General features: G+C 53.9%; 16 protein-coding genes. 5 read left to right on the forward strand and 11 right to left on the reverse strand.

What is annotated here, in order from left to right:
• Nucleotides 1–130: 130 nt before the first annotated feature.
• From QET40_RS07555 to QET40_RS07565, 3 genes are all read right to left on the reverse strand, one after another.
• Nucleotides 131–535 (reverse strand): peptide chain release factor-like protein, encoded by a 405-nt coding sequence (locus QET40_RS07555; protein ID WP_280126559.1) that lies wholly within the window; start codon nucleotides 533–535, stop codon nucleotides 131–133.
• Nucleotides 536–617: 82 nt separating this feature from the next.
• Nucleotides 618–2,000 carry a UTP--glucose-1-phosphate uridylyltransferase gene (locus QET40_RS07560; RefSeq protein ID WP_280126560.1) on the reverse strand — a complete coding sequence of 461 codons (1,383 nt, stop codon included), beginning with the start codon at nucleotides 1,998–2,000 and terminating at the stop codon, nucleotides 618–620.
• A gap of 129 nt (nucleotides 2,001–2,129) precedes the next feature.
• A complete protein-coding gene (locus QET40_RS07565; RefSeq protein WP_280126561.1) occupies nucleotides 2,130–2,339 on the reverse strand; it encodes a hypothetical protein in 210 nt (69 codons plus the stop codon).
• A 249-nt stretch (nucleotides 2,340–2,588) separates the two neighbouring features.
• Between QET40_RS07565 and QET40_RS07570 the strand changes: the two genes are divergently transcribed.
• The gene (locus QET40_RS07570) at nucleotides 2,589–4,697 is read left to right on the forward strand and encodes a methylmalonyl-CoA mutase family protein (RefSeq protein ID WP_280126562.1); all 2,109 of its coding nucleotides are present in this window, start codon (nucleotides 2,589–2,591) and stop codon (nucleotides 4,695–4,697) included.
• A gap of 21 nt (nucleotides 4,698–4,718) precedes the next feature.
• The gene (gene scpA / locus QET40_RS07575; RefSeq protein ID WP_280126563.1) at nucleotides 4,719–6,869 is read left to right on the forward strand and encodes a methylmalonyl-CoA mutase; all 2,151 of its coding nucleotides are present in this window, start codon (nucleotides 4,719–4,721) and stop codon (nucleotides 6,867–6,869) included.
• A 195-nt stretch (nucleotides 6,870–7,064) separates the two neighbouring features.
• Here the strand turns inward: scpA and QET40_RS07580 are convergent, their stop codons facing one another.
• A complete protein-coding gene (locus tag QET40_RS07580) occupies nucleotides 7,065–7,538 on the reverse strand; it encodes a MarR family transcriptional regulator (RefSeq protein WP_280126564.1) in 474 nt (157 codons plus the stop codon).
• A 279-nt stretch (nucleotides 7,539–7,817) separates the two neighbouring features.
• Here QET40_RS07580 and QET40_RS07585 point away from each other — a divergent pair, with 279 nt between their 5' ends.
• The gene (locus QET40_RS07585) at nucleotides 7,818–8,315 is read left to right on the forward strand and encodes a hypothetical protein (RefSeq protein WP_280126565.1); all 498 of its coding nucleotides are present in this window, start codon (nucleotides 7,818–7,820) and stop codon (nucleotides 8,313–8,315) included.
• A 554-nt stretch (nucleotides 8,316–8,869) separates the two neighbouring features.
• On the opposite strand, the gene feoB is transcribed toward QET40_RS07585, so the two are convergent.
• The 7 genes from feoB to QET40_RS07620 form a co-directional block, all read right to left on the reverse strand.
• Complete coding sequence (feoB, locus tag QET40_RS07590; protein ID WP_280126566.1) at nucleotides 8,870–11,113, reverse strand: ferrous iron transport protein B; 2,244 nt, start codon at nucleotides 11,111–11,113, stop codon at nucleotides 8,870–8,872.
• Nucleotides 11,114–11,165: 52 nt separating this feature from the next.
• Nucleotides 11,166–11,399: a FeoA family protein gene (locus QET40_RS07595; protein ID WP_280126567.1), complete on the reverse strand. Its 234-nt coding sequence runs from the start codon at nucleotides 11,397–11,399 to the stop codon at nucleotides 11,166–11,168.
• Nucleotides 11,400–11,424: 25 nt separating this feature from the next.
• The gene (locus QET40_RS07600) at nucleotides 11,425–11,637 is read right to left on the reverse strand and encodes a FeoA family protein (protein WP_280126568.1); all 213 of its coding nucleotides are present in this window, start codon (nucleotides 11,635–11,637) and stop codon (nucleotides 11,425–11,427) included.
• A 121-nt stretch (nucleotides 11,638–11,758) separates the two neighbouring features.
• Entirely contained in the window at nucleotides 11,759–13,057 is a 1,299-nt protein-coding gene (locus QET40_RS07605) for a hypothetical protein (protein ID WP_280126569.1), read from the reverse strand.
• A 230-nt stretch (nucleotides 13,058–13,287) separates the two neighbouring features.
• On the reverse strand, nucleotides 13,288–14,370 hold the full coding sequence (locus QET40_RS07610; RefSeq protein ID WP_280126570.1) for a GNAT family N-acetyltransferase: 1,083 nt from the start codon (nucleotides 14,368–14,370) through the stop codon (nucleotides 13,288–13,290).
• 112 nt (nucleotides 14,371–14,482) lie between these two features.
• Complete coding sequence (gene secA, locus QET40_RS07615; protein ID WP_280126571.1) at nucleotides 14,483–17,899, reverse strand: preprotein translocase subunit SecA; 3,417 nt, start codon at nucleotides 17,897–17,899, stop codon at nucleotides 14,483–14,485.
• Between the two features lie 151 nt (nucleotides 17,900–18,050).
• Nucleotides 18,051–18,536, reverse strand: coding sequence for an NUDIX domain-containing protein (locus tag QET40_RS07620; protein WP_280126572.1), 486 nt, complete (start codon nucleotides 18,534–18,536; stop codon nucleotides 18,051–18,053).
• A gap of 258 nt (nucleotides 18,537–18,794) precedes the next feature.
• On the opposite strand from QET40_RS07620, the gene QET40_RS07625 reads away from it, so the two are divergent.
• Entirely contained in the window at nucleotides 18,795–19,439 is a 645-nt protein-coding gene (locus QET40_RS07625) for a superoxide dismutase (RefSeq protein ID WP_280126573.1), read from the forward strand.
• A 533-nt stretch (nucleotides 19,440–19,972) separates the two neighbouring features.
• Entirely contained in the window at nucleotides 19,973–26,095 is a 6,123-nt protein-coding gene (locus tag QET40_RS07630; RefSeq protein WP_280126574.1) for an RHS repeat-associated core domain-containing protein, read from the forward strand.
• Nucleotide 26,096 lies beyond the last annotated feature (1 nt).

A 26,096-nucleotide genomic window follows, 5' to 3' on the forward strand; every position in this document is an offset into this window, starting at 1 on the left:
ATCGAATTGATTTTTCCAGGGCGTTTTTGAATATGCCGGCCTACCTGCAAATTAAAAGAGAGATGCAGTCTCAGGGAGACGCGGATGAGATGGGATAGGGCTCCTTAATGTTGATAAGGAGGGAAGTGTGTCAATCGTTGTCCACGGGCTGGCGGCGGATTGATTTGATTGACGAATGATGGTGTTTGTCGGCAAGGGTGCGCTGGCGCTGGCGGCGGGATTTGCGACGTTTTTGGCGGCGGAGTTTTTCGATTGCCTGCCGTTTGGCGGTGCGTTCTCCCTTGATGACTCCTTCGTAGGCGTCGCATAATTCGCGGCGGGCCAGGAAGCGGTTGATTTCCCGGGAGCGCTCCATGTGGCATTTGACGGCGATGCCGCTGGGGATATGCCGGAGGAAGACGCAGTTGTTGGTTTTGTTGACTTTTTGCCCTCCGTTGCCTGTACCGCGGACGAATTTTTCTTCGAGGTCGTCTTCCCGGATGCCCAGTTCGGCCATGCGTTGTTTGAGGGCTTCGAGTTTTTCCGGTCTGACCATGTGGGGAAGGGGATGAGGGGTACGGCCCCCGGAGGCGGTGTCCGGAGGCCGGAGGGGGAGGAATTGAGGGAGAGGGGGGAGGTTATTCTCCGTAAACACCCGGACGGAGGGTTTCCGTAGTGGAAGATTCGTTGACGAGATCGACGTCCCCCTGGAGGGTGCAGCCGGGTTCGAAGTGGAATGCACCCCGGATGGTGACTTTGCCGGCATGGAGGAGCGATGGGAGCCCGAGGGCGTCCAGCGAGTCCACGAGTTTATAAAGTTTGCCGTCCAGATCGACAATGGGGGCGGTGCTGTTGCGGGAGGGATGCAGAGAGACTTTGCCCGTTTTGTCGATGATGACGGCGTCGGAACGGAGCAGCAGAAGGTCCGAACACGTTTTGACGGGGAAGAACCGCGATCTGGGGACGTCGACGGCGCGTGCCCCCGGGAAGCATTCGATGCCGGCTCCCATGGCTACTTCGAGCTGGAAGACTTTGGGGGAGGAGGCGTCGCGGGGATCGATCGTTTTGCTGTTGCGGATCATGGGCAGGGGCAGGACGCCGCCGTTGGCGTTGAGGATATCCTTGAGCGTGTCCAGGCGGATCCACAGAGTATTGGTGTTGAAGTAGCGGTGGCGGTCGATGTCCTGGAAGGAGGGAATGTCTTCGTCCGGGCACTGGGCGACTTCACGGAGGATGAGCCGGTTGTCCGACTTGCGGACGGCCAGGTGGCCGCCCTTCTTGTCGGCTTCCGTGCGGCGGGTGACTTCCATGACGAAGGGGGCCCCGGATTCGGCAAACCAGCGCAGGAAGTTGAGGTCAAGCTGGGCGCCGAGGTTGTCCGAGTTGGAAATGAAGGCGTACTTGACGCCTTGGGCGAGGAGACGGTCCAGCCAGCCGGAACCGAGCAGGGCAGGGTAGAGGTCACCATGGCCGGGAGGGCACCATTCGAGGTCGGGATTGGCCGGCCAGACTGCCGGTTCCAGCGTATCGGCAAGGATTTTGGGGACCCTGTTTTGCATGAGTTCCACTTCCTGCGGGTTGTCGAGTCCGTCGGAAGCGTATTTGGAGAGGTAGTCGAGGGTTTCTTTGCTGGTGGAGAACGAGTCCATTAACAAGAGACGGACAGGAGTACCGGAAATGGAGCGGAGGTGCTTGATCTGCCGGACGATGATATCGAGGAAGGTGTCCTGTCCTTTGACAGTCAGCAGGCTTTTGGCTTTTTGCAAGCCCATGCTTGTGCCGAGCCCTCCATTGAGTTTGATGCAGACGGTTTGAGCGATCAGATTGGCGTCGGCCGGAGCGGTGGAGGAGATAATCCCGTCCCACGCGTCGATGTTGTCCGCCGGGGCGATGGCTTTTTCGGGAATCATGCCGCTGTGGTTGGCGGCCAGGGATTCGTAGCATCGGCGGAACGCTCCGATGGCGGCGTCGCTCAGTCCGACGTTCCGCATCTTTTCATCAAAAGGGGCAAAGTTGCTCATGGCTCTTTTTTTCATACGGAAAGTCTTTCTGAGAGACAAGTCTATTCACCGTTTCCGGGGTTGAGGCCTGCGGAAAAAGATCGGTGCGCGTGTCCGGGCGGGGAAGGAAGACAAGCGGATGGAAGGAGGTCAGGAATTCCGGGGCATGAAGAAGGCCTGGAGGATGCATAAGAGGTGCAGGCCGATGGGGATCGGCAGGAAGAGGAACCACGTCATGGTCACATAGGCGCCGGAAACGATGAGGAACCAGATGACGGCCTGGATGAAATGCCCTTTGTAGAGCTGACCCAGGCCGGGAACAAACAGACTGAGGGCGGATGCCAGTATTGATTTTCCCATGATTGAAATGCGGTGTGATGACAATGGAGCCGCACGTTGTGCGTTCCTGAAGTTGAGACCTTGCCGACGGGATTTCCGTTCATGAAGAAAAGGACATGTTTTCCCAAGGGTGGCATATGTTGTATGAGGAGCGTTCTTTAGCCCAAAATACCCCGTCAAGAGGATAAATGTCCCGCCGTGTGTCATTTCTGGCTGGACTTTAGGGACGTTCAGGAGGAAAATCATGCCGTGCATTATGTTCGGCCGTTCATGCACACGCTGTTTGTTTGCAAGCAGCCCAAGGTAGGCCGAGACCCAATTGACTTCGCCATGCAACAGGGAAATACGCCAAACAATCCGGATATTGATTTCGGAGAATTCGCCCCAGCAACCTACGCCGAATGGCGTGACGCAGCCATCGCTGCCTTGAAAGGTGCTGATTTTGATAAAAAGCTTTTCACCAAACTTGTGGAAGGCATTACGCTCAACCCGATTTACAACCGGGGCGATGTGCAGGACAACGGAGAGGCCGCCGGCCAGTTCCCGTACCGTCGAGGCACAAGACCCCTCGGTTATGTGGAAAAAGAGTGTGAAGTGGCCCAGGGAATTCCTGCCGCCAATGCCGAAGATTTCAACAGTCGGCTCCTTCACGATCTGATGCGCGGACAGACCGCCGTCAACATCCAGTTGAACTGCAAGTGCGGCTTAAAGCTCCGCAAGCAGGCCGATTGGAATACCGCGCTCAAGGATGTCGTGCTCGACTCTCTGCCCGTGTACATCACGCCGGGCTCCTGCGGATTGGGCGTTCTTGCCATGTTCCTCAATACCTATAAGGCTGGCGGCTACGATGTAGCCAAGCTGACGGGCGGTGTGCTGTATGATCCGGTCGGCAAGACCGTGGGCAAGGGGTCGCTTTGCGGCGGCAAGGGTATTTGCGCCTATTACGACCAGATGGCAGCCATGACCAAGTGGGCCGTCGCCAATGCTCCCGGATTCCAGACGATCGGCGTGAGTGGTCTTCCCTATAGCGATTCCGGCGCTTCCGCCATCGAAGAATTGAGTGCCATGCTTTCCACGGCGGTCGCCTATCTGCGCGCCATGGAAGAACGCGGCATTTCCATCGACGATGCCGCCTCCCACATGCGTTTTACCGTTGGCATCGGAGCTAATCTTTTCCTTGAAGTGGCCAAGATCCGCGCTCTCCGCGAACTCTGGGCTTCCGTTGTCAAGAGCTGCGGCGGCAGTGAAGAAGCCGCCAAGATCAAGCTGCATGCCCGTTCCTCCTTCTGGACGATTTCCAAGGTGGATCCGTGGGTCAACATGCTGCGCGGCACGTCCCAGGCATTCTCCGCCTTCCTGGGCGGAGTGGATAGCTTGGACATCCTGCCTTTCGATTGCGCCGTCCGCATGCCGGACGAGTTCTCCCGCCGCATTGCCCGCAATACGCAGTTGATTCTGCTGGGCGAGTGCAATCTGGACAAGGTTGTGGATCCGGCCGGCGGCTCCTGGTACATCGAAAGCCTGACGAACGAAGTGGCCCGGAAAGTCTGGGACATGTTCCGTTCCATCGAACAGGAAGGCGGCATCATCAAGGCCCTTCAAGCCGGTACGGTACAGAAGCGCGTGAACGCCACGGCCGCCAAGCGCTACGAAATGGCCGACCAGCGCCGTCAGTCCATTGTCGGCGTCAACCAGTACGTGAACCTGGACGAGAAAAAGCTTGAAGTGACCGAACCCCTGGCCTGCGCTGCCAAGGGCCACTGCTGCAAGAGTGAAAATCCCGCCCTCCCGGAAGTTAGCATGTGTGTGAAATCCGTGGCTCAGGCGGCCGAAGAAGGATTCTCCACCTGCCTGATCAACAAGGCTCTATGCGCCGGCGTCGACTGCAAGTGCGGCGGTCCGTTGGAAATCGAACCTCTGCCTGTGCGCCGCCTTGCCGAGCGTTTTGAATCCCTTCTGGCCAAGGCTGATGCCTGGGTGGAAGCCAAGGGTTCCCGTCCGATGGTGTTCTTTGCCAATATGGGGCCGTTGCGCCAGCACAAGGCCCGTGCCGACTTCTCCCGCGACTTCCTGCGCGCAGGCGGTCTCGACGTTGTCTATCCCGCCGGATTCCAGACTCCGGAAGAAGCCGCCAAGGCTACCGCCGAAAGCGGATGCAGCGTGTGTGTGATCTGCTCGACGGACGACACCTATCCCGAAATTGTCCCGGCCTTCTGCAAGGCTCTCCGGGCGCTTCGTCCCGATATGATGGTTGCCCTCGCCGGGTATCCCGCCGATTATGTGGAGTCCTTCAAGGAAGCTGGGGTGGATGTCTTCATCCACGTCCGAGCCAACTGTTACACGACACTTGAAACCATCCAGAACAAAATCGGCCTTTAACCCCAACCTTTATTTCATATCATGAGCAATATCCCAGATTTTGCGTCTGCCAACTTCCCTGAAATCAAGGTTGGCACACCGCACCCGGCTAATCAGGAAGAATCCTGGATAACCAACGAACAGATCGCCGTCGATCCGGTTTACACCAAGGACGTGTACGACGATTGCCTCCACCTCGACTTTACGGCCGGCATTGCCCCGAACCTTCGCGGTCCGTATGCCACGATGTACGTTGCCCGTCCCTGGACGGTGCGCCAGTACGCCGGTTTCTCGACCGCTGAAGAATCCAACGCGTTCTATCGCCGCAACCTGGCCGCCGGTCAGAAGGGGCTTTCCATCGCATTCGACCTTGCAACGCACCGCGGGTACGATTCCGACCACCCGCGCGTCGTTGGTGATGTCGGCAAGGCTGGTGTTGCCGTAGACTCCATCCTGGATATGGAAATCCTTTTCAAGGGAATTCCGCTGGACAAGATGTCCGTCTCCATGACAATGAACGGAGCCGTCCTTCCCGTGCTGGCCTTCTACATTGTGGCCGCCCAGGAACAAGGCTGTACGCTCGACCAGCTTTCCGGTACGATCCAGAACGACATTCTGAAGGAATACATGGTACGTAATACGTACATTTATCCTCCGGATCCCTCCATGCGCATCATCGCCGACATCTTCGAATTCACTTCGAAGTTCATGCCGAAGTTCAACTCCATTTCCATTTCCGGCTATCACATGCAGGAAGCCGGCGCCACCGCCGACCTGGAAATGGCCTACACGCTGGCCGACGGCCTCCAGTACGTCCGTACGGGGATTCAGGCCGGGATCGACATTGATGCCTTTGCCCCCCGCCTGTCCTTCTTCTGGGCTCAGGGCAAGAACTACTTCATGGAAGTGGCCAAGATGCGCGCCGCGCGTGTCCTGTGGGCCAAGATCATCAAGCAGTTCAACCCGAAGAATCCGAAGTCCCTGGCTCTGCGCACGCACTCCCAGACGTCGGGCTGGTCCCTGACGGAACAGGATCCGTTCAACAACGTGACGCGTACCTGCATCGAAGCCCTTGCTGCTTCCTGCGGTCACACACAGTCCCTGCATACCAACTCGCTGGACGAAGCTATTGCCCTGCCTACCGACTTCTCGGCCCGCATCGCACGTAACACCCAGCTCTTCCTGCAGGACGAAACGACGATCTGCAAGGTCATCGACCCGTGGGGCGGTTCCTACTATGTGGAATACCTGACGAACGAACTTATCCGCAAGGGATGGGCTCATATTCAGGAAGTGGAAGCCCTCGGCGGCATGGCCAAGGCCATTGAAACCGGTCTGCCCAAGATGCGTATCGAAGAAGCGGCCGCCCGCCGCCAGGCCGCCATCGATTCCGGCAAGGAACCGATCATCGGCGTCAACAAGTACCGTCTGGAACAGGAAGAAAAGATGGACATCCTCGAAGTGGACAATTCCGCCGTCCGCGATGCCCAGATTGCCCGCCTGCACAAGCTCCGCAGCGAACGCGACAGCGCCGCCTGCGAGGCTGCCCTGAAGGCTCTTTCCGACTGCGCCCGCACCGGTGAAGGCAATCTGCTCGACCTCTCCATCAAGGCGGCCAAGGCCCGTGCCTCCCTTGGTGAAATCTCCTCCGCTCTGGAAGAACATTTCGGGCGTCATAAAGCACCAATCAAACTTATTACTGGCGTGTACGGTACAGCATATGGAAACGATCCCCTGGTGGAGGAAGTGCGCAAGATGACGAACACCTTCGCCGAACGCGAAGGGCGCCGTCCCCGCATTCTCGTCGCCAAGATGGGGCAGGACGGTCACGACCGCGGAGCCAAGGTGGTTTCTTCCGCCTATGCCGACCTCGGTTTTGACGTTGACGTAGGTCCGCTCTTCCAGACTCCGGAAGAAACGGCCAAGATGGCTATTGAAAACGACGTCCATATCGTGGGCATGAGTTCTCTGGCCGCCGGGCACAAGACGCTTCTCCCGCAGCTGGTGGAAGAACTCGCCAAGCAGGGTCGTCCAGACATCCAGGTCTTCTGCGGCGGCGTTATCCCCGCCCAGGACTATGATTACCTGAAGGAACACGGTGCGGTGGCCATCTTCGGCCCGGGTACCAACATTCCGGCTGCCGCCAAGGAAATCATGGAAGTGCTGGATCGGCAGTTCTCCATCGAGGACTGATTCTTCCTTCCTGTCCATGCCGGAGTTTTCGCCGGTATGGAGAGTTCCAACGAACCTTTCAAGTCTGCCCCTCCTGTGATGGAGGGGCAGACTTTTTGCTTGCATGCCATGTATCCCGGCATACAAAAAACCGGGTTCCGGATCAGATCGTCCGGAACCCGGTAAGGGAATATGGAAAGGTGGGAAGGGAGAAGATTAGAAACGGGGATTGATGCGTTTCCTTATCATTTTCTGGGTGGGCGCCAGGTGCCTGAGGGAGTCGGCATCCTGCTTTTGCATGATGTTGGCCAAGTCATGGGCGATGTTTTGCCGCATGCGGGCGACGAGTTCTTTGCCGGATTCCGTGATTTGGACCATGATTTTGCGGCGATCATTGGCGGCCTGGGTCCGGGCGATGTAACCCATTTCTTCCAGTTTGTCGACCATGCCGGTAGCAGCCGCGGTAGAGTGTCCCATTTTTTTTGCGATATTGGACATGGTGAGGAAGTCCTCGTTATCCAGGTAGGTCAGAAGGAAAAACTGGGGATAGGAGACACGACTGTCCGTCAGTTGGGGGGAGAGGTTCAAGATGCATGAACGCTGCGTAAAGATCACGAAATCAGCAAGTTTATTGGCTTCTTCCGAAACAGGGATGTCGCCCTTGGCTGGTGAGGTCTGGTGTGATTTCATCGTGAGATTCCAGGTAGTTGGTTCACGTAAGGTAATGTGGTTCCGGGATGATCGCAAGCAGGAAATGTAAATTTTTATTAAAATTTTATAAAACGTGATCATCAGCAATTGATAAAAGACGGTTGGAATAGAGAGGAGGCGAGGTGTTGTCGCCGGACGCTGGACAGAAGGGAAATGGACCGAAGGAACTCTAATTTGTAAAGAGATGGTTAATAATTTCAAATTGGATTGACATGAGGACAAGTTCAACCATAATCACCGATATAGTCTCCTTAACTTATGATCACCTTTTCTCTCAAAAGAATTCTCTCCTTTTTGTGTGCCGGAGCAGCTGTGACGACTCTTGTCGGCTGTGGCGGTAGTGGTACTGAAGAGCGTGGATTGGCGCCGGACAATATCGGTTCCTATGTTCTTCAGATTGACCCTTCCGATCCGATTTCGGGCGTTTCTCCCGGATTGTTGAATGTCTATGGTTCCGGCGGATCCCTTCAGACGGGGGTTAATACGGGTACTATGTTCACGGCTCAGGTTACTTATGTTAAGACCGGGAAGGATACTGCGGTGCTTTCCATTGGATGGTTTACACCCGATCCTGCTTCCAACCCGACGACGAGTACCTGGGAAGTTGATTGTTCCATAACGTTTACCGAGCAACAGCAGGGTACGATTCTTGGTACAATTACCAATTGGAATTACCGGTATGAATATGCTGGTTTGGTGGGGAACCAGAGCGAAGGTCACGGAACTTCCGGTATAGCCAAGCTTGTTCCCAGGTAAACGAAATCCCTTTCATTTTTTACGGGCTGTCTTCCAAGGTTTTGTAGACCGGCGGGAGACAGCCCTTTTTCTTGTTCTCTTACTTCCTTTAAAGAGGATATAGACCTTGGAACCGGAAAATGGATTCCGCTTTGGATGCGGATCCGATCGGCTTTGCCGAATGGGGTGGGGAGTAGAAATCCGTGGGATGCGAGTTTGCATCAGACGAATTGTGTGGAAGCTTTGCCGTATGTTTGTTGTCTTCCTCCCAGAATACAAAAAGGGCCGCTCTCTTTGAGGTACGGCCCTTTGAATGGGGTCAATCAAGAAGGCAGAATGAAGAGCCGTTTCCTAGTGATGGTGGCAGTGATGTTTGTCCTTGCCGGAGCAGCAACATTTGGATGAATCCTTTTCGGAATTGCATGGGCATGTTTCCCCGCATCCGCTGCATCCTCCGCAAGAACCGCCTTTTTTACAAAATGTTTTGTAAATGGCGAAGGCGAAAGCAAGTAGCAGGAGAGCTCCGATGATGTATGTAGCCATATAGTTGTGTTGTGATGAGAATGAAGGTGGTGTTATTCGCCGGCCCGGGAGGGCTTTTTGACGAGAAGCCAGATGATGGATGCCAGCACGGCGAAGGCGAGTACCTGTCCGGCTCCGAATCCGCTCCCTTCATAAAGCCATGTGCCGAACTGATTGATCAGGAAGGCGAGGACATAGGCTAACAGGCACATGTAGCCTATGGCGAACCAGGTCCATTTGGCGCTGTTCATTTCGCGGCGGATGGCTCCTATGGCGGCAAAACAGGGAGCGCAGAGCAGGTTGAAGATCATGAATGAGAAGGCGGTGATGGTCGTGAAGGCTCCTGCCCGGGCGAGTTTGGAACCCGTTTCCTGGATTTCCTGTTCTTCTTCATCAATGTCTTCTTCCGGAGCGGCATCGGCCACGGCTTCTCCGGCTTGATGTTCCGTTTCCGGAGCGGCGGCCGGTATTTCTCCCTCTCCGTCTTTTTCCGCGAATTCAGAGGATCCTGCATCGGCATAGAGGACACCAAAAGTGCCGACAACGTTTTCCTTGGCGATTAAGCCGGTAACGGTAGCGACGGTCGGTTTCCAATCCCCCCAGCCGAGCGGCGAAAAGACGGGGGCGGCTGCATTGCCGAGGTTTGCCAGCATGCTGTCGTTTTCTTCGACGGAATCCATTTTCCAATTGTAGCTGGAAAGGAACCAGATGAGGGCGCTGGCGAGGAAGATGATGCTCCCTGCCTTCTTGACAAAGGCTTTGCAACGTTCCCAGGCATGGACGATGACATTTTTCCATGCCGGGATGTGGTAGAGGGGCAGTTCCATGACGAATGGGCTGGGATCTCCGGCGAACATGGCTGTTTTCTTCAAGATGAGTCCGGAGAGAATAATGGCGCCTATGCCGATGAAGTAGGCGCTGGGTGCCACCCAGGATGAGTCCGGAAAGAATGCTCCCGCGATCAAAGCGATGATGGGGGTCTTGGCTCCGCATGGAATGAAGGTGGTTACCATGATTGTCATGCGGCGGTCTTTTTCATTTTCAATCGTGCGCGTTGCCATGACTCCGGGAACGCCGCAACCCATCGAAACGAGCATCGGGATGAATGATTTGCCGGAAAGCCCGAATTTGCGGAAAATGCGATCCATGATAAATGCGACGCGCGACATGTATCCGCAGTCTTCCAGAATACCGAGGCAAAGGAACAGGACTGCCATTTGAGGCAGGAAACCGAGGACGGCACCGACACCTGCGATGATGCCGTCCAGAATCAGGCTTTGCAGCCATTCGGCGCATGCGACGCTTTCCAGGAATGAGCTTGTCCACTCCGGGATAAGTTCTCCGAAAAGAGTATCGTTGGCCCAGTCCGTACCGTAGGCGCCGATGGTCTGGATGGAGATGTAATAGACGGCCCACATGACGACGGCGAAGATGGGCAGCCCGAACCAGCGGTTGGTGATGATGCGGTCGATTTTGTCGCTTGTGGTCATGCCGCTTTGCCTGGCTTTGACCACAACGTTCGAAACGATGTCTGCAATGGCATTGTAGCGTTCCCCGGTGATGATGGATTCTCCGTCATCGTCGTACTTCTTTTCCGTTTTTCCGATGATGTCGTCAATGACTGCCTTTTCGTGGGGGGTGAGAGGCAGTTCTTCCATGATTTTCTTGTCTCGTTCAAAGACTTTGACTGCAAACCATTTGCTTTTTTCCCGAGGGCAGTAGGAGGCAATGACTGACGAAATTTCTTCCAGAGCTTTTTCAATGTGGGGCGGGAAGGGGAGAGGATGCGGCGCTGCCAGGGATCTGCCGGTAATATCTGAGACAACCTTGTCGGTGAGTTCCTTGACGCCCGTGCCTTTCAAGGCGCTGATTTCAATGACTTCGCAACCGAGAGCCTTGCCGAGTTTTTCCGTATCAATCTTGTCGCCGCGCTTCCGGACGATATCGATCATGTTCAAGGCGATGATGACCGGAATGCCCAGTTCGCATAGCTGGGTCGTGAGATAGAGGTTTCTCTCAAGGTTGCTGCCGTCGATGAGGTTGATGATCAGGGACGGATTGTCGGAGACCAGATAATCCCGGCTGACGATTTCTTCCAGCGTGTAGGGAGAGAGAGAATAGATGCCTGGGAGGTCCTGGATCAGGATATCCTTGTGGCCTTTCAGTCTGCCTTCCTTCTTTTCGACGGTAACGCCGGGCCAGTTGCCGACGTATTGGCTTGCGCCCGTCAATGCGTTGAAAAGAGTCGTTTTACCGCAATTCGGATTACCGGCGAGAGCGATTGTGATTTTACTCATAGGTGTTGTCCGTTGGTGGATGTTGAGGATGCAAGCAGGGGGGGAAGGCGGGTTATTGCAAGTGGATGTGTTTGGCTTCCGCTTTGCGGATGGAGAGTTCGTAGCCGCGCACGGTCACTTCGATCGGGTCACCGAGAGGTGCTACTTTACGCACGAAGATGGTGGTTCCTTTGGTGACTCCCATGTCCATAATGCGGCGTTTGATGGCGCTTTCTCCCGATAGTTTTGCAACCGTAACGGTTTCCCCGATACGGGTGTCTCTTAGGGTTTTGCTGAGTGTATTCATAAGATTGTGGAACAAAGGCACAGGATCAATCGACAAAAATCTTTCCGGCAAGCACTTTGCTGAGAGCGATGCGGGTACCTTTGACTTTGACAATGAGGCTGCCATTGTTCTCGGAGATGACGGAGACGATACTGCCGGAGACGAATCCCAGGTTTTCGAGGAAGCGGCGGGTTTCGTCCTTGCCGTGGATTTTGTTGACTTGGCGGATGTCGCCGATGTTAAGCATGGAAAGTGGCATGATCTGTGTTGGATGGTGTTGTGAAATGGCCTCTTCGCGAAATATGCCTGCAGCCGGCGGGCGTGTGTTGCGACGGGCTTTCTTTTAATCAAGCCCGTGAACAACACTGTGCAGCGGTGTCTTAGAAAGAGAGAATCCCTTGAATTGAAAAAACGCTGGCGACACTTCTATCCCGCCTCATGGCTGGATGCCTTGTGAGCTGATAGGATGGTTCGATGAAGAAGTAGGGGGTAACGGCACAACAATAAACACACTGGAAGGTGATTTCACGATTGTGCGGCTTGATCCGTTCATCGCTTTCGTCGGATTCAAGAATACCGGCTTCCGGTTTGACGACGGCCAGGGCAAGGCCCAGGTAGTTGGAATCTGCCTCATTCAAACCGGTGATGATTGAAAAGGGCTTTTTGACGATCAATCCTCCGGAAACCTGTGCCATGGCTCCACCGGGATTGTCAGAACTGGCACAGCTCCAGCCTGCACGGAAAAAGACGGCAAAGGGGCTCTTCCCGAGGTCTTGTTCGGCATTGTACCCGATACCGGCATGATTTTCTCCGTCGGAATGGAACATGAACGGTTCCAGTCGATGCGTGCCGCGGCCTATGCCCATGACATCTTCACAGGTCCAGGAAATTTCCCCGATCAGGTTGAAGGCTTTACCTGTCGTACGGCGGAACGGATTCTGGCCGGATTCGCAATCCAGCATGTTTCCTCCGAGCTGGATGATCCACTGGTCTCCCATCTGGCGTTGGAGCATGAATCCGAAATTGCTTTCTCCGAGGGGCAGGACAAGATTGTTCACGAAAGGTCCGGCCGTGAATTGACCGAACGATGTGTTGGCGTAGGAATTAGTGTCGATATAATTCGTTTGGTTGACAACGCCCAGCATCAGGACGCTCCGTCCGTCGTCAAATCCCTGGGACAGCAGTAATTCGGGCATGTAGTAGAAGTCGTCACGGTAGATGTCGCAGTCGGTATTGCTGAGGCTGCCGAGGGTATCGTCCATGGTTGTTTCCCTTGAGCGAGGATCCAAAGCGCTCGACCCGGATACTTCCGCCTTGATCCAAGTACCCTGGTGCCTTTCGGAAGTGACGAGGTTCAAGCCGACGTGGGCATGCAGCTTGTACCAGTTTTGCCCGGAAGGGGAACCTTCCGCCGCATGGCCAAACCATGAACGGCTGTATGATTGTTCGATGAAATACTGGATACGGGATTTGGCAAGATTGGTATGGAAATCGGTCAGCCAATCGCTGACGGGATCGTGGGGGAAGGGAACGGAGTCATCTCCGTATTCGGAACCGATCATATCAAGATCGTTCAGAAGAGCTCCCGGAGTCGATGGATCTTCGTCTGCCAGGGAATAGGAACAAAGAGCGAATCCGGCTACTGCAAGGAGGGGTAGGTTGATGTGCATTTGGGGCATGGTTAATTGTTCAGGTGAAACACAAAGTTAGCCGAAACTAACATTATGTCAACTTTTTCCTCGCAAGAGGAATGGTAAAAACCAAGCCTATGAAAATAGGCTATCGTATAAACTCATGCTTGTCAATAATTTGTGATGTACATCAAACCTTTCAATTAGCTAAATAAAATTTAGTCCGAACTAATGATGGAACGGGTGAAGTCTGACGATGCTCCTTGGTGGGCGTTGTATCAGTCCAATTCCCGCCCGAAGACTCCGGAGTGGCGTCCGCTCAATTCCAGCACCATGCGGCGGTGGTTCGGGAGAGTATCGCGGGAGTATTCCGCGTAGTGGAGGCGGTCCCGGAAGTAATAGACGGCACTTTGCGAGAGAGCGAAGATAAAATGCATGCCCAGTTCCCGGGCCTTTTGTTCCGCAAAGGCGCACAAAGCCTTGCCGTAGCCGTGGCCTTCATGGCTCTGTTTGATATACAGGCAACCGAGTTCGGCGGATTTTTGCTCGGGATACGGATAAACGGCTACGCAGCCTATGATACTGTCGTCAAGGGTGAGGACGTAGTAATCCTTGAGGCGTTCGTGAATGTCTTCGTAACTGCGGTCGACGAGCTGGTCTTGAATGACGGAACGGGCGATCATGGAAAGCAGTTCGGGGATGTCTTCTTCATGAAGCGGGCGGATTTCCCGGTAGGAGTCCGAGTGAACCATGGTGCCGACGCCTTCTTCGGAGAAAAGTTCATCTACAAGGACGCCGCGATTACGACCGTCGAGAAGGTGGACGCGCTGGATACCGCGGCGGCAGACTTCCGCCGCTTCGAGCAGAAGTTCCTTGTAGGAGATTTCTCCTCGGATGTCGGCGACTTCGCTCTCCAGAATGGCGTGAATGGGGGCCTTGTTCCGCGTAGGAACCCGTTCGTCGTCCAGAAGGGCGATGAATTTGTTGGCTTTCAGGGCAGAAGCCATGCGGACGGTACCTTCGTCGAATGTCTGGTCGCAGCCTGATGCGACGACAGGGATCTGGCGGCGGTTGAGGATTTCTTCAACCCGTCCGATGACGAGTTCTCCTGCGGAGAGAGGCGCTTCGACGGCCGCAGATCGCATTTCACAGACGCGGGTTTCAGCATAAAGGCGCGAAGCGTCGCTGCCTTCGGCGACGAGTATCAGGCGGACGCCGATTTCGTGGAGGACGTCCAGGTCAAGCAGGGCATCGACAAGTTCTTCCGAATTGAGCAGATCCTGGGCGACGTGAACGACAAAGAGCTTCCCCCGGAAGTACGGTACGTACTCCAATACGGATCGGACATTCGGGACGGGCATAGGGCTCTTGTTGGGGGGGGAGGGAAGTTGTCTGGGAAAGAGAAGTAGGCGAGAAAAACACCTCCGCAGGCTTTGATGATCGCCTTCCGGAGGTGCTGTCAAGGTAGGTATCTTAACGAGTCAGAGTTTCTCCGGAGTTCTCGTATGTGCCGAGGACGCTTCCGGAATCCATGGAACCGACGGTCAGGGACGGTTCCGCGTTGCCGGCTGCTGCTGCCGGAGCGGGCGTATCGCCGGCGGTCTGGGGCTGGGTGTCGCCCTTGCGGCGGATATTGACCGTGGGTTTACGGGTAATCAGTTCAACCTTCGTATCCTGGCGCACAAGTACGGGATCCATTTCGGACGACGAAGCGGAAATGGAGATGGGCATACCGTCAGGCATCACGGGCATAGGGTGGCTGGCCGGGGCTTCGCGCCTGGGGGGGGCGGGAGTGCGTTCCGGCGTGGCATTGCGCATGGCTTTGGCAGAGGAGACCTGTTCGCGCAGGGCTTCCAGAAGGTTGGCCGGCATGCCGTCGAATGTGAGGTTCGGCTCCCCGTCGTCTTCGCTTTCGGACGTGGACTGGGGAAGGCTGGCAAGGAACTCTTCGAAGGCATCAAGGTTGGTCGTGCTGCTGAACATGTTTTTCAGGACGGCCTGGTTGATGTTGTCCATCAGCGTTACGAACATGTCGTAGGCTTCCTTTTTATATTCGATGAGCGGATCTTTCTGGCCCTGGGCCCGGAGACGCACGCCTTCGCGCAGGGAGTCCATGTTGTAGAGGTGTTCCTGCCAAAGTTTGTCGATGGACGTTAGAACCGTTTGGCGTTCCATGTGGTCGAGGTATTCGGCCCGTTCATGTTCCAGTTTCTGTTCATAAACGACTTTGACTTTTTCAATGATGAACTTCGCGCATTCTTCAGGGGTCTTTGTCGTGAAGCCGGCTTGCTCGTCGGTGAGCGCCAGTGGGAAGGTGGAGTTGACCCAGGAGAGGAGTTCGTCGGGGTTGGGCTGTTCGTCTCTGTCCACGACCATGTAGAACTGAACCTTGTCCATGACTGCCTCTTCGAGGACGTCGTAGATGATAGCCCGCGGATCTTCAGTGATGAGGACATCGTTGCGGAAGCCATAGACGACTTCTCTCTGCTTGTTCATGACGTCGTCGTAGTCGAGGACGTGTTTGCGCCACATGTAGTTGCGCTGTTCGACTCGCTTCTGGGCGTTTTCGACGGTTTTGTTGAGCCATCCGTGTTCAAGGGCTTCCCCGTCCTGGACGCCGAAGCGTTCCATCATCTTGGTCATGCGTTCGGCCGCACCGAAGTTGCGCATCAGGTCGTCCTCAAACGAGATGAAGAACTGGGAGGCGCCGGGGTCGCCCTGGCGGGCGCAACGTCCGCGCAACTGGCGATCGATACGGCGAGATTCGTGGCGTTCCGTACCGAGTACGAAAAGACCGCCCAATTCGTTTACTCCTTCGCCCAGCTTGATGTCGGTACCGCGGCCGGCCATGTTGGTGGAAACGGTGACTGCTCCCTTTTTGCCTGCCTGAGAGATGATTTCGGCTTCCCTCTGGTGGTTTTTGGCATTGAGCACTTCATGCGGGATCTTCACGCGTTTGAGCATGCGGGAAAGCGTTTCGGAAGCGTCTACGCTGGCCGTACCGATGAGGATGGGCTGTCCCTTGCCGTGGAGTTCCTGAATCTTGGCGACGACGGCATTGAATTTCTCACGGCGCGTCTTGAAGATGAGGTCGTTGGAGTCCTTGCGCACGCAGGGTTTGTTCGTCGGGATGGGAAGGACGTCCAGTTTGTAGATGTCGTGGAATTCCGCAGCTTCCGTTTCTGCTGTGCCCGTCATGCCGGCGAGCTTTTTGTAAAGGCGGAAGTAGTTTTGAATGGTGATGGTGGCGTAGGTCTGGTTTTCGCGTTCGATTTCCAACCCTTCCTTGGCTTCGACGGCTTGGTGGAGACCGTCGGACCAACGGCGCCCGGGCATTTCGCGGCCCGTGTTCTGGTCAACAATGATGACCTTGCCTTCTTTGACGACGTATTCGACGTCTTTTTCGTAAATGCAGTAGGCTTTGAGGAGCTGGGAAGTGGTGTGAAGGCGCTGTCCGGTTTCGTCGAGGCGTTGGTAAAGTTCGCGCTTCTTGCGGGCCTTGTCCTGTTCCGTGAGACGGGGATCTTCATCCATTTCCGCGATGGCGGTACCGATGTCGGGCAGGATGAAAGCCTGGGGATCGTCCGGTGAAATGAGCTTGCGCCCCTTTTCCATCAGATCGGCGTCGTGGGTTTTTTCTTCGACGGAAAAGAAGAGTTCTTCCTTGAGGCGATAAAGCTCTTTCTTGCGGGTATCCTGGTAGAGGAAGAGCTCGTACTTCTCCATCATGCGGCGGTATTCCGGTTCTTCCATGGCGCGCATGAAAGCACGGTTGCGAGGCTGGCCGAGCTTGACTTTAAGCAGGCAGCGTCCGGCTTCCTCGTTCTGTCCGTTTTTGGCCAGTTCCATGGCCTGGGCCATCAATTCGTTGCAAAGTTCCGTCTGTGCCTTGACAACTTTGGAGACTGCGGGGCAGAGGGCATCGTACTGCTGTTCGCGTGTAATGACGGAGGGACCGGAGATGATGAGCGGCGTCCGGGCTTCGTCAATGAGGATGGAGTCCACTTCGTCGATAATGGCGAAGTAGTGGCCGCGCTGCACCTGTTCTTCTGCGGAGGAAGCCATGCCGTTGTCGCGCAGGTAGTCGAACCCGAATTCGGCGTTTGTACCGTATGTGATGTCACAGTTGTATTGTTCGCGTCGCAGGTGGGAAGGCATCATGCTCTGGATACAGCCGACCGTCAGGCCGAGGTACTCGAACAAAGTGCCCATCCATTCGGAGTCACGGCGGGCGAGGTAATCGTTGACCGTGACGACGTGAACGCCCATACCGGTCAGGGCATTCAGGTAGACGGGCAGGGTGGCGACAAGCGTCTTGCCTTCACCGGTGGCCATTTCAGAAATATACCCGCGGTGGAGGGAGATGCCGCCGAGCAACTGGACATTGAAGTGGACCATGTCCCAAGTCTGTTCCTGGCCGCAGACCGATTTGGTGAGTCCGCACAATTGACGGGCTCCGGCCTTGGCGACGGCGAATGCTTCCGGAAGGATTTTGTTGAGGTATTTTTCGCGCAATTTGGCGAATTCGGGCGTCAGTTCCCTCCATACCTTCTTGGCGGCTTCGATCGAATCAGGGGTGGATTCCACCCGGGGAAGGTTGGGAAAATCCGGTTTGAGGAGGTCGAACCGGTCATTGAGCATCTTGGCGATGTCTGTCAGTTGCTCTTTATCGGCGGATTCCACCAAGCGCAGGGGAGGGATGGCCATCGGCAGGAACCTGTGCAGGTAGGACTGCCATTCCCGCGTCTTGTCGATTAGAAATTGTTGGTCGATATGCTGGCCTTGCCACTCGCGTTCGATATTGACGATACGGTCCACGATGGGGCGCAGTTTCTTGATTTCGCGCTGGTTTTTAGAACCGACTATTTTGGTGAGAATCCACTTAATCATTGATATGGCGGGAAAATTTAATCAGACCCTTTGGAGAGAGCAACCCACAAGGTAGGGAGGAAAGTATGCAAAACACTCCCAACATGCAAGCATACACCTTTCTCCGGACGGGAAATGACGCAATACGCGGAAGGAAAACAATTCGTGCCGGTCAGACGGGATCCGCTTCTTCCGGATGGAAAAAGAAATTATCCATGACTTCCCGGTATACGTCCCGTTTGAACGGCGGCAACCAGGAAAAGTCGAATTCTTCCGGTTTGATCCAGCGGTAAGCCTTGAATTCTCGCTGGTCGAGACTGGGTTCCGGGGCGTCTTCCATGAGGCGGCAGAGGAAGTAGGTTTGTTCCTGTCCGACATAGGGCTTGCCGCGTTTAGCCTTGATTTTGTCGAGGACCGCGTCGGGATAGTCGTACCGGTAGCCTGTCCGTCCGGACTCGATTCTATAGTGTTCGGGCAGGAATCCGACTTCTTCCCATATTTCACGGCTGACTGCTTCCAGTGCATTTTCTCCTTCGTCAATGCCTCCTTGGGGGAATTGCCATGCGCCGTCTTCTTTTGTCCGTTCGCAAATCAGGAGGAGTCCTTGCGGGTTGACGATAATGGCGGCAGTGTTCGGGCGGTACTGTTTTTCTTCCATGCCCCGTTTGTATCATATCAACGATGGACATGAACTCCAAAATCGTACCTTCTCCATGAGATACGGAAAGACCTGGAAGATGAAGAAAAGAAAAATTAGTCCCATTATAATTGAACCTTTTTTGATATCGGGCTGTCTCATCTCCTAAGTTCACCTCATGGATACCTCGCAAACGGCGAGAGGCGGGGCTACCATAGCCTCCCGAAAGCTGTCGAGAGACTCCGGAATTTAACAAACACCAAACTATAAACGATCATCATGAATAATCCGCTTCAGTCCCCCTCGCATATCGGTTATGCCGATGGCAAGTATGTTCTGCCTCCTCTTCCGTATGCCTATGATGCGCTGGAACCTCTGATGGACGAAGCCACCGTACGGCTCCACCACGACAAGCACCATGCAGCCTACGTCGCCGGTGCCAATGCCGCTGCCGCCAAACTCAAGGAAATTGCCGATGGAACGGCGGATGCCGCGTTGACAACCCCCACGGTGCGTAACTTGTCCTTCCATACCTCGGGACATGCCTTGCATACGATCTTCTGGACGAACATAACGCCCACCCCGAAAGCGGCGCCCGCTGGTCCTCTGGCTGCTGCCATCGAAGCGAAGTTCGGCTCCCTGTCTGCCATGCTGACGGTGTTCAAAGCCGCTGCCGCCGGTGTGGAAGGTTCCGGCTGGGCTATTCTTGGCATTGATCCTGTTTCACGGGAACTCGTCGTCTGCGGTGCGGAAAAACACCAGAATCTGGAAATCCCCGGACTGGTGCCTCTGCTGGCATGCGACGTCTGGGAACACGCCTATTATCTGTTGCATCAGAACAACAGAGCAGCTTATATCGAAAACTTCGTCAAGCTCATCAACTGGGACGACGTCGAGGCCCGCTACGAGGCGGCAACCGCCTGAAATTGATCTCCATTCCTTTCAGGCTGCGCCCCGTCCGGAGTCAATTCCAGACGGGGCGCTTCCTTGAACAAGCGGTTTTCACGATGTGACGAAACGGTCACGCAGGAAACTGTTGACATTAAAACAAACCATGAGAACATACAGACACATGATTAAGAGAAATAACAAGCTATTCATGAGCAGGACTCAACGGGAGTCCGCCGATAGACGCAGAATAGCCTCCATGATTGCAGAGCAATCCGAAAACGCAAAGAAAGAGGAAGACAAGGCTTCCGAATAAAGGTATGTCCCCTCTTACCCAATCTATCATCAAATAGTCAACCGGCGGTTCTCCCCGCCGGTTTTTTTGTGCCCCAATAGGGACGAGTATATTTCGCCGGGATAAAAATGTGTTTTGGGATTTGCGTGTAATTCTGAAATTTTGGAAAATAAATTTTATCTCTTGACTTCATGTGATTTGTGTGTGGGAGTAGGTATAGTCCCGGAAGGGGTTTGATTTGTTGTGTTTTCCTGATTTTAACCATCTTACATCAATGACCCCGTCCAATTTTTCTCCATCCGACGCCTCTTCAGAAAAAGAGCCTCTGTTTATTACCATCAAACCAATCTATTATGAATTTACAGAGATTGGGGATTCGGAGCACTATTTCAGTGTTTCTACGAATGCCCTTCATTTCCGCATCGCCCGGGAAGATGTAGGAACATATCCTTGGGCAGTACCTTTGTATTATTCTAGTGAAGAATGCCCGGGGGGGAGGATTCCGGTGATTTGCGGCCTCAATGAGGGACCGGATCGATCGGGAGAATGGATTATTCAAGCCTTCGATGACGAGGCTGATTTTAATACGGAACGCGCCGTCAGAGGACGTTGCTTTATCAGCCAGGATGGATCATCGTCAAGCAGTAGTAGTAGCTCCAGTTCGTCTGGAGGAGGTCCTGGAAGCAGTAGTTCCAGCTCATCGGGTAGTAGTGGTTCATCATCGTCGAGTAGCAGTTCGTCGAGCGGTTCGAGTTCGTCTAGCAGCAGTAGTGAATCGAGTGGTTCGAGTTCGTCCGGTAGTAGCAGCAGTGAATCGAGCGGTTCGAGTTCGTCCGGTAGCAGAAGCAGTGAATCGAGTGGTTCGAGTTCGTCCGGTAGCAGCAGCAGTGAATCGAGTGGTTCGAGCTCGTCCGGTAGCAGCAGCAGTGAATCGAGCGGTTCGAGTTCGTCCGGTAGCAGCAGTGAATCGAGCGGTTCTAGTTCGTCCAGTAGCAGCAGTGAATCGAGCGGTTCGAGCTCGTCCGGTAGCAGCAGTAGTGAATCGAGCTGTTCTAGTTCGTCCGGTAGCAGCAGTGAATCGAGCGGTTCGAGCTCGTCCGGTAGCAGCAGTAGTGAGTCGAGCGGTTCGAGTTCGTCCGGTAGTAGTAGTGAATCAAGCAGTTCGAGCTCGTCCGGTAGCAGCAGTAGTGAATCGAGCAGTTCGAGTTCGTCGAGTAGTTCGAGCTCTTCATCAAGTAGCAGCGAGTCCAGCAGCTCCAGTTCGTCGTCAAGCAGCAGTAGTTCTTCTTCCTCAAGTGATCCTCCTCCGGATGACGATGACTGTCAGCCATGCGATTGTGATGATGAGGATTGTGAAGATGGTGATGGCGATACGGGGCAGACTCTCCCCATTGAAGACGGTGATGAGCCGGATAATTGCGAAAGTTCCGGCAAGGTTGGCGGGACTCCCAACCCATCCAATCCTTCTTCTTTCAGGGCGGGACGCAGTTCTGAACCGGATGCTCCTGCCATTCCTTTCCGTTTTGACAGTCAGATGGAATGGACGGCGAGTTTTGATGCCTTTTCCCGTCAGGTAACGATTTTCAAGGCTTCCGGTCGTTGCCTGTACTACAAGGCTGCTCCTCAGTCCGACCGGGCGGAACGCCAGGGAATTTCCCGTCGGGATACTTCGCTCGTCCAGCTTCTCAACAGCGATCTGACACCCTGCACGAATGATAACCCTGCTTATCTTTGCCAGGTGATGGCAGATGGTTCCAAACGCCGTTTTTCCGCGGAAACAGGCAAGGTGGTCTCCACCACGACGAGTTCCGGAGCGGTTGTCACGGCAGATGAATACGCCGAACGGCTTCAGGTGACGCGCGATACCGACGGAGAAGTCACTTCCATCTGGAGTTCCACGCAGGGGTTGTTCCTGCTGGAACGCAGTTTCAACAAGCTTGTCATCAACCACTATCCCGCGAATCAGGTTACTGGCGATGTCCGTACGGGGCGTTCGGCATCCGGCACTCCATTCAAGACCTATTCCTATGAGTGCTGGCAGGATGGCTCCGCCAAAATGATGAAAATCATCAATCAGCGCGCGGGGCAACCGGCGACGCAAGTGCTTCGCCGAGTTGAGGATGGCCTGGTGACGGTTACGACAGGAGAGGGAGATGATCGCATCATCAAGACCTTTGCCCGCAATTACCTTCCAGGCGGCATGTGGGAAGAGATCAGAACTGTCCGCGGCATCGACGATGTGGCTCCTGTTTCCTGTGTCCGTACGGTGAAGAAGAATTCCGCCGGAGGCTGGCTGACGGTCAGCCGGACGGAGGGCTATGGCTCGTCCGCTTCCAGGACGACGACATGGATCCACAATGCACAATTCCGCCCTTCACTGGAAATCAAATCCGATGGAGGCTACACGCGCTACGAGTACGATGAGCAGGGGCGGGTTGTTTTGGAAGCCTCTCCATGGAGTTCTGGCTCTGACGAGAAGGTGATTCGGACGACGTATGCGAATCTGCGCTTCAATGACTGCCGCCCCTTGTTGACGGTTGAATTGATTCGTTCGGAAGATGGAAAAGAAACGGAATTGTCCCGCAAGTCATACAGTTATAGCGACTCTCCGCAAGTGAACCGCACGACGGTGACGCAAACGGGGCTGGGGGTGACTGGTCCCCGCGTCTCAATTCGCGAGACCTATGGAGAATTGGCGGCGTGTTCCTATGCTTGCGGACGTGTGAAGCTGGAGCAGGATCACAATGGTGTTCAAAGGCGTTACTCATACGAACGCGCCTTGCAATACGGGGCTGTTTGGAAGGAAACGATGGAAACGGCTGTCAATGGGCAAGTTGTTTCCGGACGCAGCGAACGCAGAGTCCTCTATATTGCCGCCAATGGGGATACCATTCGTGAAGAAAATTATGTGTTTGTTGCAACGGGCTGGAAGCTCAAGGCGACAGCCGATTACGAGTATGATTTCGAACACAATGTAACTCGGAAGACGCTCGGCAATGGGCGTGAATCGACCGCCGAATGGATGTGTTGCGGCCCCTTGCGCAAGATCGATGAAGATGGTGTGATGACATCGTACGGTTACAATACGGCACGCCAACTGATCGAAACGATTCGGGCTGCTACAGAAACGACGCCGGAAACGATTGTATCCTACATGCGCGATGCGGCGGGGCGTATTCGTGAGGAACGCCGGGATGTCGGAGCGATGACGACTCGGAAGGCAAGAAGCTACGACGGAATCGGGAGGGTAATTTATTCTACGGATGTCTTGGGGAGGACGACAACCTGGGCATACAATGAAGCGCAGCGAATCACGACTCGGACGGCTCCGTCCGGGGCGACCTTGATCACGATCGCCAATCCCGACGGAACTCCATGGGAGGAAAGCGGCACGGGGCAGAGAAACCTTCGCTACGGTTATGAAGTCGTTGCGGATGGTATCCGGACGACGGTATCGGCGAAGACGTCCAGCGGCCAATGGGTAGCCGTGTCGCGTACCACCAGGAATGGCCTCGGAGAAACGATCCGTGAGGAACGGGCCAATACGCAGGGAGGGTGGATTGTGACGGAGCATAGCTACAATGCCCTGGGGCAGCTCGTGCGAAGCCGGACGGGGCAGATGGCACCCACGCTGTACGAGTACGATGTGATGGGGGAAGTTTCCAAACGGACATTAGCTCTGGAGGATGTTCCCACCCCCCAGAACTCCCGGGTAGAACAAACTTCCCGGACATACGAATCCCGTGCGGATGGGGTTTATGATTCGATTTCGACGACTACCTACAACCAGAACGGGGATCCATTGGTTGAAACTGTCTCGAAACTCGTTTCTTCCTTAAGCCCGACTCTGGAAAGCAGGAAGGAAACGAAGGATATCTATGGAAAAATTACGGAAGAGTGGTCGGAATACGCCGCCCCAACCCAGCGAATGCAATATCTCAAGATTCCGACGTCGACCTTGGTGGCGTGTTCGGTGGTCGTTGATGGCTGGATTCGACAGGCAACCGACAATGTCGGTATTGAGACATCGCAGAGCAGGAGCTATACAACGACCGGCATGACGATTTCCCGTACGGATGGACGCGGAAACACGACCGTGACGGAAAGCGATCTGGCTGGGAGGACGATCAAGGTGACAGATGCGGCGGGAGCTGTCACGGTGACAGGATATGATGAGCGTTTTGATCTGCCATCCTGCATCACCAATGCCCTGGGGAATACGACATGCTATGCCTACGACATCCGGGGGCGCAAGATATCGGAATACGGCACGGCTATCAAGCCCGCTGTCTTCGGCTATGATGAGATGGATCATATGATTCGTTTGACGACATTCCGTGTGCCGGGAAGCGTGATCACGACAGATCCGAGTAGCCGCACCGACGGAGATACGGCCAGTTGGACGTATGATGAGGCGACGGGACTTCAACTGAAGAAGACCTACGCGGACAACTCCCAGCTCGTGTACACCTACGATGCCATGAACCGCCAGAGTACACAGACCCTGGCAAGGGGCATTGTCATCACCTATACTTACGATCCCTTAACGGGAGACATGACGGGAATATCCTATAGCGATGAAACGCCAAATCGTGGCTATGCCTATAATTTCCTCGGTCAACTGGTTGAATTAACGACAGGCTCTAACAGGGATTATGAAACGCTAGTCTATAATGATTATAATCAGGTTTCATTATTTTGGCATCTGAGGGGTGACGATGAATTCTATCATGAACTCCAATACGATGAATGGGGGCGTATCTCTTATGATGCACTTCAAAGAGTGGGAATAAGTTCAGGATTTGTCTATGAAACGAAAACGGAATATGACGAATTGGGGCAATTGTCGCGATATATCTACAATCCCGGTCAGGAGAATGAACGGGCATTTCAATTCAATTATCTTGTGGGCTCGCATTTTGTGTCATCGATTGACTTCCCGGATCCGGTTTCGTTGGAATATACCTACGAGACTGCACGCGATCTGTTATCGGGTATTATGTGCCGCAATTCGGCTGGCAACGTCATCAGTAACCGGACACAAATATGTGACCTGCTTGGACGACCGACCGAGAGAACTCAGATACGGGAAGGAGTAACAAGGCAGGATGGCTTTATTTATACCTCTTTCAACGAACTGACCTGGGCCAATCTGGGTGAGACTCCTTTTAACTATGACTACGATAATATCGGCAACAGGAAGAATTCGGAGGAATTTGCACAAATAACATCTTATTTGTCCAACAACTTGAACCAGTACACCAGTATTGATCCAGAAGAAGAATCAGTCTTCATTCCCACTTACGATGCGGACGGCAACCAGACAAGGATACGGACAACAACGGGAATTTGGGATGTTGTGTATAACGCTGAAAATCGTCCCGTGCGATTTTCAAGTTCCGACGGTACGCTTGTGATCGAATGCACCTACGACTACATGGGTAGAAGAACGCACAAAATTCTGAAGCGCAATGGCAAACTGGAATTCGATGAAATGTACCACTATAACGGCTACCTCCAAACAGCCGCGATCCGTGGAACAGAAATACAACACGTCATTCTATGGAATCCTACCGAAACTGTTGCCACGCGTCCTTTGGCGCAAATCAGGAACGGAAACTTCTATTACGCCGCACATGACTTCGTGAAGAACATTACCGAATGGATTACCGAGACAGGTAGTATTGAGGCAAGCTTCGATTATACTCCTTACGGTGCTATCATGAATGAAACAGGCGATCTAACACTAGGTTACATTGGGTTTTCGAGCGAGGTTATGGATAGGGAATTGGAATTGGTGTATTACAATTACCGACACCTGAATCCTATGGATGGAAGGTGGACGAGTAGAGATCCTCTTGGAATTATGGATGGCTCATTTTATGAGTATGTTTTTTCAAAAAATAATTGTATGAATCATTTTGATTTTCTTGGTTTGCTTGATTGTGATGGATCTAATGTGGGAAAAATGGAACTAACAAAAGCTTCTTTGATATTTATTATGATGAATGGTAAAGAACATTCTATAGAAGGAGAAGCAGAAGATAGTGCAAAGGATATTATGGGGAAAATAGCTGAAAATCCTAAGGAAGATATTAAGATGCCAACTATGAGTTTAGCTGGAAGTATAAAGCTTCCTGTTAAAATCATGGGAGCTATGGCAACTGCATCTTCTGGGGGAGTAGCATTACAATCAGTTAAAGCTGAAATGGAAATTGAAAGATGTTGTTGTGAGAAAGGAAAAAATGTTAAGAAAAAATTTAAGGGATCAAAAGAAGTTGATATGGGAACTGGAAGTATGGGATTTATTGATATATTAACTCAAACAATGATGGATGCTATGCTGGGAGCTGCAAATCAAATCCATGAAAAAATAAAAAATGAATGTGATAAATAAA

The organism is Akkermansia sp. N21169 (assembly GCF_029854675.1).
GTDB lineage: Bacteria > Verrucomicrobiota > Verrucomicrobiia > Verrucomicrobiales > Akkermansiaceae > Akkermansia.